At 69.4% G+C, this 14,577-nt stretch carries 13 protein-coding genes; 1 reads left to right on the forward strand and 12 read right to left on the reverse strand.

Annotated features, from left to right (window positions below):
• Position 1 precedes the first annotated feature (1 nt).
• From nuoL to ACFW5B_RS06895, 12 genes are read right to left on the reverse strand one after another with little or no spacing between them, the layout of a single operon-like run.
• A complete protein-coding gene (nuoL, locus tag ACFW5B_RS06840; protein WP_386434297.1) occupies positions 2-1,885 on the reverse strand; it encodes an NADH-quinone oxidoreductase subunit L in 1,884 nt (627 codons plus the stop codon).
• 13 nt (positions 1,886-1,898) lie between these two features.
• On the reverse strand, positions 1,899-2,198 hold the full coding sequence (nuoK, locus tag ACFW5B_RS06845) for an NADH-quinone oxidoreductase subunit NuoK (protein ID WP_386434300.1): 300 nt from the start codon (positions 2,196-2,198) through the stop codon (positions 1,899-1,901).
• Positions 2,195-3,067 (reverse strand): NADH-quinone oxidoreductase subunit J, encoded by an 873-nt coding sequence (locus ACFW5B_RS06850; protein ID WP_386434303.1) that lies wholly within the window; start codon positions 3,065-3,067, stop codon positions 2,195-2,197. Before ACFW5B_RS06850 ends, nuoK begins: the two co-directional genes overlap by 4 nt.
• A complete protein-coding gene (gene nuoI / locus ACFW5B_RS06855) occupies positions 3,064-3,654 on the reverse strand; it encodes an NADH-quinone oxidoreductase subunit NuoI (protein ID WP_386434306.1) in 591 nt (196 codons plus the stop codon). The genes ACFW5B_RS06850 and nuoI overlap by 4 nt, the downstream gene beginning before the upstream one ends.
• Complete coding sequence (nuoH, locus tag ACFW5B_RS06860; protein ID WP_386434309.1) at positions 3,647-5,038, reverse strand: NADH-quinone oxidoreductase subunit NuoH; 1,392 nt, start codon at positions 5,036-5,038, stop codon at positions 3,647-3,649. Before nuoH ends, nuoI begins: the two co-directional genes overlap by 8 nt.
• Entirely contained in the window at positions 5,035-7,566 is a 2,532-nt protein-coding gene (locus ACFW5B_RS06865; protein WP_386434313.1) for an NADH-quinone oxidoreductase subunit G, read from the reverse strand. Before ACFW5B_RS06865 ends, nuoH begins: the two co-directional genes overlap by 4 nt.
• Positions 7,563-8,945 (reverse strand): NADH-quinone oxidoreductase subunit NuoF, encoded by a 1,383-nt coding sequence (gene nuoF, locus ACFW5B_RS06870; RefSeq protein ID WP_386434316.1) that lies wholly within the window; start codon positions 8,943-8,945, stop codon positions 7,563-7,565. Before nuoF ends, ACFW5B_RS06865 begins: the two co-directional genes overlap by 4 nt.
• Positions 8,942-9,844, reverse strand: a complete 903-nt coding sequence (nuoE, locus tag ACFW5B_RS06875) for an NADH-quinone oxidoreductase subunit NuoE (protein ID WP_386434582.1) — start codon at positions 9,842-9,844, stop codon at positions 8,942-8,944. The genes nuoF and nuoE overlap by 4 nt, the downstream gene beginning before the upstream one ends.
• A 35-nt stretch (positions 9,845-9,879) precedes the next feature.
• Positions 9,880-11,256, reverse strand: a complete 1,377-nt coding sequence (locus tag ACFW5B_RS06880; RefSeq protein ID WP_386434319.1) for an NADH-quinone oxidoreductase subunit D — start codon at positions 11,254-11,256, stop codon at positions 9,880-9,882.
• Entirely contained in the window at positions 11,256-12,056 is an 801-nt protein-coding gene (locus ACFW5B_RS06885; RefSeq protein ID WP_386434322.1) for an NADH-quinone oxidoreductase subunit C, read from the reverse strand. Before ACFW5B_RS06885 ends, ACFW5B_RS06880 begins: the two co-directional genes overlap by 1 nt.
• Positions 12,053-12,607 carry an NADH-quinone oxidoreductase subunit B family protein gene (locus ACFW5B_RS06890; RefSeq protein ID WP_362605786.1) on the reverse strand — a complete coding sequence of 185 codons (555 nt, stop codon included), beginning with the start codon at positions 12,605-12,607 and terminating at the stop codon, positions 12,053-12,055. Before ACFW5B_RS06890 ends, ACFW5B_RS06885 begins: the two co-directional genes overlap by 4 nt.
• Positions 12,608-12,616: 9 nt before the next feature.
• Entirely contained in the window at positions 12,617-12,976 is a 360-nt protein-coding gene (locus ACFW5B_RS06895; protein ID WP_030262580.1) for an NADH-quinone oxidoreductase subunit A, read from the reverse strand.
• Between the two features lie 726 nt (positions 12,977-13,702).
• On the opposite strand from ACFW5B_RS06895, the gene ACFW5B_RS06900 reads away from it, so the two are divergent.
• Complete coding sequence (locus tag ACFW5B_RS06900; protein ID WP_386434325.1) at positions 13,703-14,500, forward strand: C40 family peptidase; 798 nt, start codon at positions 13,703-13,705, stop codon at positions 14,498-14,500.
• The last annotated feature ends 77 nt before the right edge of the window (positions 14,501-14,577 follow it).

The following is a 14,577-nucleotide window of genomic DNA, read 5'->3' on the forward strand; positions in this document are numbered from 1 at the left end:
CTCAGACACCCCTCATCAGCAGGGTCGCGGCGACGAGAACGGCGGCCCCGCCCAGCATCTGGACCGCGTACGAACGGACGAATCCGGTCTGCAACCGGCGCAGCAGGCCGGAGAGTCCGCCCATCGACGCCGCCGTGCCGTTGACCGCGCCGTCCACGAGGGAGCGGTCGAGGCTGACGAGGGTGCCGGTGAGCTCCCCGCCGCCGCGCACGAACACGAGGTCGTTGAAGTCGTCCTGGAGCAGATCCCGGCGGGCCGCGCGGGTCAGCAGCGAGCCGCGCGGGGCCAGGGCCGGTACGGCCTTGCGGCCGTACATCGCCCAGGCGATGCCGACCCCGATGAGCAGCACCACCATCGTCGCGGCGGTGACCGTGGTGGCGCCGACCGGGGAGTGGCCGTGCGCGAACGAGGTGACCGGCTCCAGCCATGTCACGAAGGACTCGTTGATGCTGAACAGCCCGCCGGCGAAGACCGACCCGATGGCGAGCACGATCATCGGGAGCGTCATGACCTTGGGCGACTCGTGCGGATGCACCTCGGCGGGGTCCCAGCGCTTCTCGCCGAAGAAGGTCATCAGCATCACCCGCGTCATGTAGAACGCGGTGATCGCGGCGCCCAGCAGGGCCGCACCGCCGAGAATCCAGCCCTCGGTGCCGCCCTTGGCGAACGCCGCCTCGATGATCTTGTCCTTGGAGAAGAAGCCGGACAGCCCCGGGAAACCGATGATCGCCAGATAGCCGAGGCCGAAGGTGACGAAGGTGACCGGCATGTACTTCCGCAGACCGCCGTAACGGCGCATGTCCACTTCGTCGTTCATCCCGTGCATCACGGAACCGGCGCCGAGGAAGAGGCCCGCCTTGAAGAAGCCGTGGGTGACCAGATGCATGATCGCGAAGGCGTAGCCGACCGGGCCGAGGCCGGCGGCGAGGATCATGTAGCCGATCTGCGACATCGTCGAACCGGCCAGCGCCTTCTTGATGTCGTCCTTGGCGCAACCGACGATCGCACCGAAGAGGAGGGTGACCGCGCCGACCACGACCACCGCCAGCTGGGCGGTCGGGGCGGCATTGAAGATCGCCCCGGAGCGGGTGATCAGATACACCCCGGCGGTGACCATGGTGGCCGCGTGGATCAGGGCCGAGACCGGGGTCGGGCCCTCCATCGCGTCACCGAGCCAGGACTGCAGCGGCACCTGCGCCGACTTGCCGCAGGCGGCCAGCAGCAGCAACAGCCCCAGGGCGGTCAGCCTGCCCTCGGAGGCGTCGCCCGTGGAGGCGAGCACCGGGCCGAAGGCGAAGGTCCCGAACGTGGTGAACATCAGCATGATCGCGATGGACAGGCCCATGTCGCCGACGCGGTTGACGACGAACGCCTTCTTGGCGGCGGTGGCCGCGCTCGGTTTGTGCTGCCAGAAGCCGATGAGCAGGTACGAGGCGAGGCCGACGCCCTCCCAGCCGACGTACAGCAGAAGGTAGTTGTCGGCGAGGACGAGCAGCAGCATCGCCGCGAGGAAGAGGTTGAGGTAGCCGAAGAAGCGGCGGCGCCGCTCGTCGTGCTCCATGTAGCCGATCGAATAGATGTGGATCAGCGAGCCGACACCGGTGATCAGCAGGACGAACGTCATGGACAGCTGGTCGAGCTGGAAGGCGACGTCGGCCTGGAAACCGCCGACCGGAATCCAGCTGAACAGGTGCTGATGCAGGGCACGGTCCTCGGCGCCCTTGCCGAGCATGTCGGCGAAGAGCACCACCCCGATGGCGAACGACGCCACCGAGAAGAGCGTGCCGATCAGCTGGCCGGTGCGGTCGAGCCGTTTTCCGCCGCACAACAGCAGGGCCGCACCGACCAGCGGTGCCGCGATGAGCAGCGCGATCAAGTTCTCCACTTTGTGCGACCCCTTACAGCTTCATCAGGCTGGCGTCGTCGACCGAGGCCGTATGACGGGTGCGGAAGATCGACACGATGATGGCCAGACCGACCACGACCTCGGCCGCGGCGACGACCATCGTGAAGAAGGCGATGATCTGGCCGTCCAGATTCCCGTGCATCCGCGAGAAGGTGACGAAGGCGAGATTGCAGGCGTTCAGCATCAGTTCGATGCACATGAACAGCACGATGGCGTTCCGCCTGATCAGCACCCCCGCCGCGCCGATGGTGAACAACAGGGCGGCGAGATAGAGGTAGTTGACCGGGTTCATTTCTTGGCCCCCTCCTTGCGCTCGTTCGGCGCCGCGCCACCGGACGACGGCGGGCCGGGCTCGTCCTCGGAGCCGCGGCCCAGCCAGTCCTCGGAGCGCCGCTCCAGCGCCTTCAGGTCGGCGAGCGACGCGGCGGAGACATCGCGGATCTGGCCGCGCTCCCGCAGCGTCGGGTTGACGCTGAGCTCGGCCGTGGTGCCGTCGGGCAGCAGGCCCGGGATGTCGACGGCGTTGTGCCGGGCGTAGACACCCGGGGCGGGTAGCGGGGGTACCTGCTTGCCCTCGCGGACGCGCGCCTCGGACTGCTCCCGCTGCGTCTTCGCCCGCTCCGTGCGCTCCCGGTGGGTGAGCACCATGGCGCCGACGGCCGCCGTGATGAGCAGCGCGCCGGTGACTTCGAAGGCGAAGACGTACTTGGTGAAGATCAGCGCCGCCAGGCCCTGCACATTGCCGCCGGCATTGGCCTCGCCCAGGCCGTTGAACTCCTTGAGCGAGGCGTTGCCGATACCGGCGATCAGCAGGATGCCGAAGCCGAGGCCGGCGCCGGCCGCCAGCCAGCGCTGGCCCTTGAGCGTCTCCTTGAGGGAGTCCGCCGCGGTGACCCCGACCAGCATGACGACGAACAGGAACAGCATCATGATCGCGCCCGTGTAGACGACGATCTGGACGACGCCGAGGAAATAGGCGCCGTTGGCGAGGTAGAAGACCGCCAGGACGATCATGGTCCCGGCGAGCGACAGGGCGCTGTGCACCGCGCGCTTCATCAGGATCGTGAAGAGCGCGCCGAGGACGGCGACGGTGCCCAGGATCCAGAACTGCACGGCCTCGCCCGTGGATGTCATCGAGGCCGCGGCGGCGAGGGCGGTCATGCCTTCGCCTCCTTCGTCGAGGCGTCCCCGTCGGCCTTCTCGCCCTTGGAGGCCGCGGTCTGCCGGACGGTCCCCGGCGCGGCCTCGGTCACCAGGCCCTTGTAGTAGTCCCGCTCCGTCATGCCGGGGTAGATCGCATGCGGACTGTCGACCATGCCCTCCTCCAGGCCCGCGAGCAGCTCCTCCTTGGTGTAGATGAGCGATTCACGGGACCTGTCGGCGAGTTCGTACTCGTTCGTCATGGTCAGCGCGCGGGTCGGGCAGGCCTCCACGCACAGGCCGCACAGGATGCAGCGGAGATAGTTGATCTGGTAGACGCGCCCGTAGCGCTCGCCCGGGGAGTAGCGCTCCTCGGGGGTGTTGTCCGCGCCCTCCACATAGATCGCGTCCGCGGGGCAGGCCCAGGCGCACAGCTCGCAGCCGATGCACTTCTCCAACCCGTCCGGATGGCGGTTGAGCTGGTGCCGGCCGTGGAAACGCGGCGCCGTCGGCTTCTTCTCCTCCGGATACTGCTCGGTCAGCCGCTTCTTGAACATGGCCTTGAAGGTCACGCCGAAGCCGGCCACGGGGTTCTGGAACTCAGGCACCGTCGCCCCCCTTTCCGTCGTTTCCGATTCCGTCACGGACAGTGTCCGCCCCGCCACTGACAATCAGCTCCCGGTCCCGGCGCGGCCTGCGGCGCGGCACCGGCGGCAGGCTCTGTCCGGGCAGCGGCGGCACCGGGAAGCCGCCCGCCATCGGGTCGAAGGCCCCGTCGCCGTCCGGCTCCTCCTCCTTCTCGCCCCGCCGGAAGAAGTCGACGACGAGGGAGATCAGCAGCAAGGCGACGGCGCTGCCGGCGACGTACAGCACGATCTGGGAGAAGTTGTAGCCCTCGTTCTTCAGGGCCCGCACGGAGGCGACCAGCATCAGCCAGACCAGCGAGACCGGGATGAGGACCTTCCAGCCCAGCTTCATGAACTGGTCGTAGCGCACCCGGGGAAGGGTGCCGCGCAGCCAGATGAAGAAGAACAGCAGCAGCTGCACCTTGAGGGTGAACCAGAGCAGCGGCCACCAGCCGTGGTTGGCGCCCTCCCAGAACGTGGAGACGGGCCAGGGCGCCCGCCAGCCGCCCAGGAAGAGGGTGATCGCGACGGCCGAGACGGTCACCATGTTGATGTACTCGGCGAGCATGAACATCGCGAACTTGATGGACGAGTACTCGGTGTTGAAGCCGCCGACGAGGTCGCCCTCGGACTCCGGCATGTCGAACGGCGCGCGGTTGGTCTCGCCCACCATCGCGACGATGTAGATGATGAAGGACACCGGCAGCAGCAGGATGTACCAGCGGTTCTGCTGCGACTCCACGATGGTCGACGTCGACATCGACCCGGAGTAGAGGAACACCGCCGCGAACGACATCCCCATCGCGATCTCGTACGAGATCATCTGCGCGCACGAACGCAGCCCGCCCAGCAGCGGATAGGTCGAGCCGGAGGACCAGCCCGCCAGCACGATGCCGTAGATGCCGACCGAGGCCGTGGCCAGGATGTAGAGGACGCCGATCGGCAGGTCCGTCAGCTGCATCGGGGTACGGACCCCGAAGACGGAGATCTCGTTGCCCGCGGGCCCGAAGGGGATCACCGCGATCGCCATGAAGGCCGGGATGGCCGCGACGACCGGCGCGAGGAGGTAGACCACCTTGTCGGCCCGTTTGACGACCAGGTCCTCCTTCAGCATCAGCTTGATGCCGTCGGCGAGGGACTGCAGCATCCCCCAGGGCCCGTGCCGGTTGGGGCCGATGCGCAGCTGCATCCAGGCGACGACCTTGCGTTCCCAGACGATCGAGAACAGCACCGTCAGCATCAGGAACACGAAGCAGAAGACCGCCTTGATGACGACGAGCCACCACGGGTCGCGGCCGAACATCGACAGGTCTTCCTGGGCCAGCGCGGTGCCCCCGGCGGCCAGTTGGCCGAACTGCTGGATCATGCGTCCACCTCCTCGGCTGGCTCGGGCGTGCCCGGGGCGGCGGAGATCTTCACCAGGTCACCGGGGCGGGCCCCGGTATCGGCGGCGACGCCACCGCCCGTGGAGTTGAGCGGCAGCCACACCACCCGGTCGGGCATCGGCGTGACCTGCAGCGGCAGCCGGACCGCACCGGCCGGGCCGGTGACCGCCAGCAGATCGCCGTCCTTGACGCCGGTCTCCCGCGCGGTGATCTCCGACAGCCGGGCGACCGCGGCGTGCCGGGTCCCGGCCAGCGCCTCGTCGCCTTCCTGGAGCCGCCCCTGGTCCAGCAGGAGCCGGTGGCCGGCCAGGACGGCCTCACCGCTGTCGGGGCGGGGCAGCGGACGCCCGGTCGCGGTGGGCTCGCCCGCGAACGGGCCGTCCCAGCCACCGAGCCGGTCCAGTTCGCGGCGTACGGAACGGAGGTCCGGCAGCGCCAGATGGACGTCGAGGGCGTCAGCGAGCATGTGCAGCACCCGGGCGTCCGGCAGCAGATGCCGCCGGGTCATCTGGTCCGGTTTGAGCGCGGCCTCGAACAGCCGCGCCCGGCCCTCCCAGTTGAGGAAGGTCCCGGCCTTCTCCACCACGGCCGCCACCGGCAGGACCACATCCGCCCGCTCGGTGACCTGCGACGGCCGCAGCTCCAGGCTGACCAGGAAGCCGACCCGGTCCAGCGCGGCCAGCGCCCCGGCCGGGTCCGGCAGGTCGGCCACCTCGACGCCGCCCACCAGGAGCGCACCGAGTTCGCCGGTCGCCGCGGCCTCGATGATCCGGCCGGTGTCCCGGCCGGGCCGGTCCGGGAGCGCGGCCACGCCCCAGGCCGCGGCGACCTCGTCGCGGGCCCGGGGATCGGTGGCCGGCCGCCCGCCCGGCAGCAGACCGGGCAGCGCGCCCGCCTCGACGGCGCCGCGCTCCCCCGCCCGCCGCGGAATCCACACCAGGGCGGCGCCGGTGGCCGACGCCAGCCGGAGCGCGGCGGTCAGCGCACCGGGCGCCGCCGCCAGCCGCTCACCGACCACGATCACCGCGCCGTCGGTGCGCAGCGCCTCGGCCGCGGTCCGGCCCTCGCCGTCCAGGCCGACCCCGCCCGCGAGCGCGTCCAGCCATTCGGTCTCGGTACCGGGCGCGGCCGGCAGCAGCGTGCCGCCCGCCTTGATCAGCCCGCGCGAGGCATAGGCGGCCAGCCCGTAGGTGCGCTGTCCGCTCTTGCGGTGCGCCTTGCGCAGCCGCAGGAAGACGCCCGGCGCCTCCTCCTCGGCCTCGATTCCGGCCAGCAGGACGGCCGGTGCCTTCTCCAGCGCGGTGTACGTGACGCCCCGCCCGTCCAGGTCACGGCCGCGGCCGGCGACCCGGGCCGCCAGGAAGTCGGCCTCCTCGGTGCTGTGCACCCGGGCCCGGAAATCGATGTCGTTGGTGCCCAGCGCGATCCGGGCGAACTTGGCGTAGGCGTAGGCGTCCTCGACGGTCAGCCGGCCGCCGGTCAGTACGCCGGTGCGCCCCTTGGCCGCGGCCAGCCCGCGGGCCGCCGCCGCCAGGGCCGCAGGCCAGCTCGCCGGCTCCAGCTCACCGGACTCCGGGTCGCGTACGAGCGGGTGCTCCAGCCGGTCGCGCTGCTGCGCGTACCGGAAGGCGAACCGCCCCTTGTCGCAGATCCACTCCTCGTTGACCTCGGGGTCGTCGGCCGCCAGCCGCCGCATCACCTTGCCGCGCCGGTGGTCCGTACGGGTCGCGCAGCCGCCCGCGCAGTGCTCGCACACCGACGGCGAGGAGACCAGGTCGAAGGGGCGGGAGCGGAAGCGGTACGCGGCGGAGGTGAGCGCGCCGACCGGGCAGATCTGAATGGTGTTGCCGGAGAAGTACGACTGGAAGGGGTCGCCCTCCCCGGTGCCGACCTGCTGGAGGGCGCCGCGCTCGACGAGTTCGATCATCGGGTCGCCGGCGATCTGGTTGCTGAAGCGGGTGCAGCGCGCGCACAGCACACAGCGCTCGCGGTCCAGCAGCACCTGGGTGGAGATCGGCACCGGCTTGGCGAACGTGCGCTTCCGGCCCTCGAAGCGCGACTCCGGGTCGCCGACCTGCATCGCCTGGTTCTGCAGCGGGCACTCGCCGCCCTTGTCGCAGACCGGGCAGTCCAGCGGGTGGTTGATCAGCAGCAGCTCCATCACCCCGCGCTGGGCCTTCTCGGCCACCGGCGAGGTCAGCTGCGACTTGACGACCATGCCGTCGGTGCAGGTGATGGTGCAGGAGGCCATCGGCTTGCGCTGGCCCTCGACCTCCACGATGCACTGCCGGCAGGCGCCCGCCGGGTCCAGCAGCGGGTGGTCGCAGAAGCGCGGGATCTCGATGCCGAGCATCTCGGCGGCGCGGATCACCAGCGTCCCCTTGGGGACGGAGATCTCGATGCCGTCGATCGTCAGGGTGACGAGGTCCTCCGGCGGGATCGCCGCACCGCCGCCTCCCGAGGGACGCGCGGCGGAGCCGCTGTCCGACCCCGTGGTCGTCACGGTCATGCCTTCACCCCCAGGTGAGCGTCGTTGTCGGCCCAGAGGGTCGACCTGGCCGGGTCGAAGGGGCAGCCCCTGCCGTCGAGGTGCTGCTCGTACTCCTCGCGGAAGTACTTGAGCGAGGAGAAGATCGGCGAGGCGGCGCCGTCGCCGAGGGCGCAGAAGGACTTGCCGTTGATGTTGTCCGCGATGTCGTCGATCTTGTCGAGGTCGCCCGGCTGCCCCTTGCCGGCCTCGATGTCCCGCAGCAACTGCACCAGCCAGTACGTCCCTTCACGGCAGGGCGTGCACTTGCCGCAGGACTCGTGTGCGTAGAACTCGGTCCAGCGGGTGACCGCCCGGACCACACAGGTGGTCTCGTCGAAGCACTGGAGCGCCTTGGTGCCGAGCATCGAACCGGCCGCGCCGACGCCCTCGTAGTCGAGGGGGACGTCGAGGTGCTCGTCGGTGAACATCGGCGTCGAGGAGCCGCCCGGCGTCCAGAACTTCAGCCGGTGGCCGCGCCGCATCCCGCCGCTCATGTCCAGCAGCTGGCGCAGGGTGATGCCCAACGGGGCCTCGTACTGGCCGGGGCCCGCGACATGCCCGCTGAGCGAGTAGAGCGTGAAGCCCGGGGACTTCTCGCTGCCCATCGAACGGAACCAGTCCTTGCCGCGGTTCATGATCGCGGGAACCGAGGCGATGGACTCGACGTTGTTCACGACAGTGGGGCAGGCGTACAGGCCCGCCACCGCCGGGAAGGGAGGACGCAGCCGGGGCTGTCCGCGACGGCCCTCCAGGGAGTCCAGCAGCGCGGTCTCCTCACCGCAGATGTACGCGCCCGCGCCCGCGTGCACGATCACGTCCAGGTCGAGCCCCGAGCCCAGGATGTTCTTCCCGAGGAAGCCCGCCGCATAGGCCTCGCGCACGGCCTCGTGCAGCCGCCGCAGGACGGGCACGACCTCACCGCGCAGATAGATGAAGGCATGCCGGGAGCGGATCGCATGGCAGGCGATCACGATGCCCTCGATCAGCGAGTGCGGGTTCGCGAAGAGCAGCGGGATGTCCTTGCACGTCCCGGGCTCCGACTCATCGGCGTTGACGACGAGGTAGTGCGGTTTGCCGTCGCCCTGCGGGATGAACTGCCACTTCATCCCGGTCGGGAAGCCGGCGCCGCCGCGGCCGCGCAGTCCGGAGTCCTTGATGTAGGCGATGACGTCGTCCGGGGGCATCGCCAGCGCCTTGCGCAGCCCCTCGTAGCCCTCGTGCCGGCGGTAGGTCTCCAGCGTCCAGGACGCGGGCTGGTCCCAGAAGGCGGACAGGACGGGCGTCAGAAGCTTCTCGGGGTGGTCCCCGCCGGTCTCGCGCCGGGAGGCACCGCCGTGTTCGGCTGCCACCGTCATCACTCCCCCTCCTCTGCTGTGGGACCGGCCGTCTCGTTACCGCGAGGCGAAGCCTCTCCATCCGGGGTGGCGGGAGAGGGGCTGGCCTCGTCGGAGGCCGACGTCTGCTGCGGTGCGTCATGGGAGCTGGGGTGGCCGGAGGGCGCCTCCTCGGCGGGGTGCCCGGACGGGGGTTCGTCGGTGGGCGCGCCGTCGGCCGTGCTCCGCGGGGAGACGACGTGGTCGGCGCCGCGGCCGGGAGCGGCCTCGCCCCTGGCCAGCCGCAGCCCGGTCAGCGAGGCGGGTCCGGCGCCGCCGGTGGCCTCCACGGCGCCCGGCCGCTCGTCCGGGAAGCCGGCCAGCATCCGGGCCGTCTCCTTGAAGGTGCACAGCGGCGCACCGCGGGTGGGCTCGACGGTCCGCCCGGCCCGCAGGTCGTCGACCAGCCGCCGGGCGGTCTCCGGCGTCTGGTTGTCGAAGAACTCCCAGTTGACCATCACGACCGGGGCGAAGTCGCAGGCCGCGTTGCACTCGATGTGTTCGAGGGTGACCCTGCCGTCCTCGGTGGTCTCGCCGTTGTCGACGCCGAGGTGCTCCTTGAGATCGGCGAAGATGGCGTCGCCGCCCATCACCGCGCACAGCGTGTTGGTGCAGACCCCGACCTGGTAGTCCCCGCTGCTCCTGCGGCGGTACATGGAGTAGAAGGTCGAGACGGCGGTGACTTCCGCGGTGGTGAGGTCGAGCATCTCGGCGCAGAAGCGGATGCCGGTGCGGGTGACGTGCCCTTCCTCGGCCTGTACGAGGTGCAGCAGGGGCAGCAGCGCCGAGCGCGCGCCGGGGTAGCGGGCGATCACCTCCCGGGCGTCCGCCTCGAGCCGGGCCCGTACGTCCGCCGGGTAGTCGGGGGCGGGGAGCGCGGGCATGCCCAGCTGCACGTCCTGGTTTGCCGGAGTGGCGTTCACCGGTCGACGCCTCCCATCACGGGGTCGATGGACGCGACGGCGACGATGACGTCGGCGACCTGGCCGCCCTCGCACATCGCCGCCATGGCCTGGAGGTTGGTGAAGGACGGGTCGCGGAAGTGCACCCGGTAGGGGCGGGTGCCGCCGTCGCTGACCGCATGCACGCCCAGCTCGCCCTTGGGCGACTCGACGGCCGCGTAGGCCTGTCCGGGCGGGACCCGGAACCCCTCGGTCACCAGCTTGAAGTGGTGGATCAGGGCCTCCATCGAGGTGCCCATGATCTTCTTGATGTGGTCGAGGGAGTTGCCCAGACCGTCCGGGCCGAGGGCCAGTTGCGCGGGCCAGGCGATCTTCTTGTCCGCGACCATCACCGGGCCCGGCTCCAGCCGGTCCAGGCACTGCTCGACGATCCGCAGCGACTGCCGCATCTCCTCCAGCCGGATCAGGAACCGCCCGTAGGAGTCGCAGGTGTCGGCGGTCGGCACCTCGAAGTCGTAGTCCTCGTAGCCGCAGTACGGCTGGGACTTGCGCAGGTCGTGCGGCAGTCCGGCGGCCCGCACGATCGGCCCGGTGGCGCCGGTGGCCATGCAGCCGGCCAGGTCCAGATAGCCGATGCCCTCCATCCGGCCCTTGAAGACCGGGTTGCCGGTGGCGAGCTTGTCGTACTCGCCGATGTTCTTGCGCATCTTCTTGACGAACTCACGCACCTGGTCGACCGCGCCCGGCGGCAGGTCCTGGGCGAGGCCGCCGGGCCGGATGTAGGCGTGGTTCATCCGCAGGCCGGTGATCAGCTCGTAGAGGTCGAGGATGAGTTCCCGGTCGCGGAAGCCGTAGATCATGATCGTGGTGGCGCCCAGCTCCATCCCGCCGGTGGCGATGCACACCAGGTGGGAGGAGAGCCGGTTGAGCTCCATCAGCAGGACGCGGATCACCGAGGCGCGGTCGGGGATGTCGCCGGTGATGCCGAGCAGCTTCTCCACGGCCAGGCAGTAGGCCGTCTCGTTGAAGAAGGGCGTCAGGTAGTCCATCCGCGTCACGAAGGTGGTGCCCTGCGTCCAGGTCCGGAATTCGAGGTTCTTCTCGATCCCGGTGTGCAGGTAGCCGATCCCGCAGCGGGCCTCGGTGACGGTCTCGCCGTCGATCTCCAGGATCAGCCGGAGCACCCCGTGGGTGGACGGGTGCTGCGGCCCCATGTTGACGATGATCCGCTCGTCGTCGGCCTTCACGGCGGCCGCGGCGATCTCGTCCCAGTCGCCGCCGGAGACGTTGTAGACGGTGCCCTCGGTGGTCTCGCGGGCCAGGGACTCCTGGGTGTCGAAGTCGCTCGAGGTGCGGTGGCCGGACGAGGAGTGCGAGTGCGGTGCAGTAGTCATCAGCTGTACGACCTCCGCTGGTCGGGAGCCGGGATCTGGGCGCCCTTGTACTCGACGGGGATGCCGCCGAGCGGGTAGTCCTTGCGCTGCGGGAAGCCCTGCCAGTCGTCCGGCATCATGATCCGGGTCAGCGCCGGGTGGCCGTCGAAGACGATCCCGAAGAAGTCGTAGGCCTCCCGCTCGTGCCAGTCGTTGGTCGGATAGACCTGTACGAGCGAGGGCACGTGCGGATCGCTGTCCGGGGCGGAGACCTCCAGCCGGATCAGCCTGTTGTGGGTGATCGAGCGCAGGTGGTAGACGGCATGCAGCTCACGGCCCTTGTCGCCGGGGAAGTGCACTCCGCTCACGCCCGTGCACAGCTCGAAGCGCAGCGCCGGGTCGTCGCGCAGGATGCGGGCGACCGCCGGCAGGTGACCGCGCTCGATGTGGAAGGTCAGCTCGTCGCGGTCCACGACGGTCTTCTCGATGACGTTCTCGGGGACCAGCCCCTGTTCGTCGAGGGCACCCTCCAGCTCGTCGGCGATCTCGTCGAACTCCCCGTAGCCTCCCCCACTCTCGGCTCCGCTCGAGCGGGAGGTGCCCCCACCGCCGCCGCGCGGTCCGCCGTACGGCCGCTGGGCGGCGCCGGGCAGCCGGACGGTGCGGACCAGGCCTCCGTAGCCGCTGGTGTCGCCGCCGTTGTCAGCGCCGAACATGCCGCGGCGGGTGGCGATCGCCTCGCCGGTGTCCTCGCGCTGCGCGGGCACCGCCTCGTCCGGGCCGTCCGCCCCGGAACCCTCGGGGTTCTTCTGCTCACTCACCGCAGCAGCCCCTTCATCTCGATGAGCGGCAGCGACTTGAGTGCCGCTTCCTCCGCCTCGCGGGCGGCCTGCTCCTGATTGACCCCGAGCTTGGTGTTCTGGATCTTCTGATGGAGCTTGAGAATGGCGTCCATCAGCATCTCGGGACGCGGCGGGCAACCCGGCAAATAGATGTCGACGGGAACAATGTGATCGACGCCCTGCACAATCGCATAGTTATTGAACATTCCGCCCGACGAGGCGCAAACCCCCATGGAAATCACCCACTTCGGGTTCGGCATCTGGTCATAGACCTGCCGCAGCACGGGCGCCATCTTCTGGCTCACCCGGCCGGCCACGATCATCAGATCCGCCTGTCGCGGCGAACCGCGGAAGACCTCCATGCCGAAGCGGGCGAGGTCGTAGCGCCCGGCGCCGGTGGTCATCATCTCGATGGCGCAGCAGGCCAGCCCGAAGGTCGCGGGGAAGACCGAGGATTTGCGCACCCAGCCCGCGGCCTGTTCGACAGTGGTCAGCAAAAAGCCGCTCGGCAGCTTCTCTTCAAGTCCCATGTGTGACCCCTAGTCCCATTCCAGGCCGCCACGACGCCAGACATAGGCGTAGGCGACGAAGACGGTGAGCGCGAAGAGCAGCATCTCGACGAGCCCGAAGAGCCCCAGGGCGTCGAAGGTGACGGCCCAGGGATAGAGGAAGACGATCTCGATGTCGAAGACGATGAAGAGCATCGCCGTCAGGTAGTACTTGATCGGGAAGCGGCCACCCCCGGAAGGTTGTGGCGTCGGCTCGATTCCGCACTCGTACGCCTCGAGCTTGGCCCGGTTGTAGCGCCTGGGCCCGACGAGGGTGGCCATCACGACGGAGAAGATCGCAAAGCCTGCCCCGAGGGCTCCCAGTACGAGGATGGGCGCGTAAGCGTTCACCGTCCTCGCTCCCTTCAGTCGACGATGACTGGATGGCGGTCCGCACGGGCCCTCCGGCTGCCCCATGGAGATCGTGCTCATGTGAGGCAGTTCACAAGCCCGAGCCGCCTGCATCTTATGCCCGCTGGTCTGTGATCTGCGACACGGGGGTGAACAACGCCTTTGTGATCTCCACCACCCGGCGAAGGATCATGAAGTCGGATGAGCGGTGATCTTCATACGCGAAGCGCGCGAGTGATCACGAGAGGTGACATTCACTGGTGTTACCGCTGGTCAGCGCGGGGTTGCCAATATCAAGTGGTTGCCGCCGCAAGCAAATTGGCGCTGGACGCGGCCAACTGCTATAAGCCGCGGGCCCGGAGAGAGGACCCTCTCGTGAACCGATCGTGATCGTCGGTACGTGCTTCCGTTCACGAGCGACCGGCACGCGCCAGGTCACGGGAACATAACGGACACTCAAGAGTGACCTATCCCACGCTATTTCCAGCACTAAGCGCTTGACGTCCGGGAAGCCTTGGCGTGGCGGACGCGGAAGTGGTAGGCGCCCGCCGGACCCGCATGAAGCAGCAAATGCCATGCGTAGGAACATGATCGAGAAATGCGGACATCCCGTCGCCGGCGCGAGGGGCGAGGCAAAAGTCCGGTTTGTTCGCCGCGTACACGTCAAGTGTGGCGCACTGCACCTTTCTTGGCAGCAACCAGTGGCTCCTGATAGCCGTTATTGCCATGTCCCCGAACGCACTCATACCCAGCCACCGGAAGCCCCGCCGTCCTTCCGCGTCCTCGCGGGCGCTGCGGGCGGGCGTGACCGGTGGCTTCCTCACCCTCGCGGTGACCGGTGCCACCGTGCCGGCCAGCGCCGCGGAAAAGCCCGTCTCCGAAACCCAGGAGATGCCGACGATCACGACGGCGCTGGCCACCAGCGCCGCCAAGAGCGCCGACACGGCCGAGCAGGTCGCGTTCAACTACGAGCGTCAGGCGCTCCAGGACAGTGCCTTCTCGCAGGCCGCCAAGGCCGCGGAGAAGCACAAGGCCGAGGCCGTGAAGAAGGCCAAGGCCGAGGCGAAGAAGAAGGCCGAGGAGGCCCGTAAGGCCAAGGAGGCCGCCGAGGCCCGTGCCTCGCGCTCCTCCGAGCGTTCGACCCTGTCCGCTCCCACGTCCAACGCCACCGGCAGCACGGCCACGCTCGTCTCCTTCCTCAAGGCGCAGCTCGGCAAGGCCTACGTGCTGGGCTCCAGCGGCCCCTCGTCGTACGACTGCTCCGGTCTGACGCAGGCCGCGTTCAACCAGATCGGCATCGACCTGCCGCGGGTCTCGCAGGACCAGTCCACCACCGGCACCCAGGTCGGGCTGGACAACCTCCAGGTCGGCGACATCCTCTACTGGGGCAGCGCGGGCAGCGCCTACCACGTCGGCGTCTACGTCGGCGGCGGCAAGTTCATCGGGGCCCAGAACCCGAGCACCGGCATCGTCGAGCGCCCGCTCGACTACGACATGCCGACCGGTGCGGTGCGCGTCCTCTAGGACCGCCGCGCCCACGGATCCCAAAAGGACCGCCCCTCTCGCCGCTCGGGAGGGACGGTCCTTTTCGTGTGCGGTGA

The sequence above is a fragment of the Streptomyces sp. NPDC058773 genome (genome assembly GCF_042746015.1).
Classification (GTDB): Bacteria; Actinomycetota; Actinomycetes; order Streptomycetales; family Streptomycetaceae; genus Streptomyces.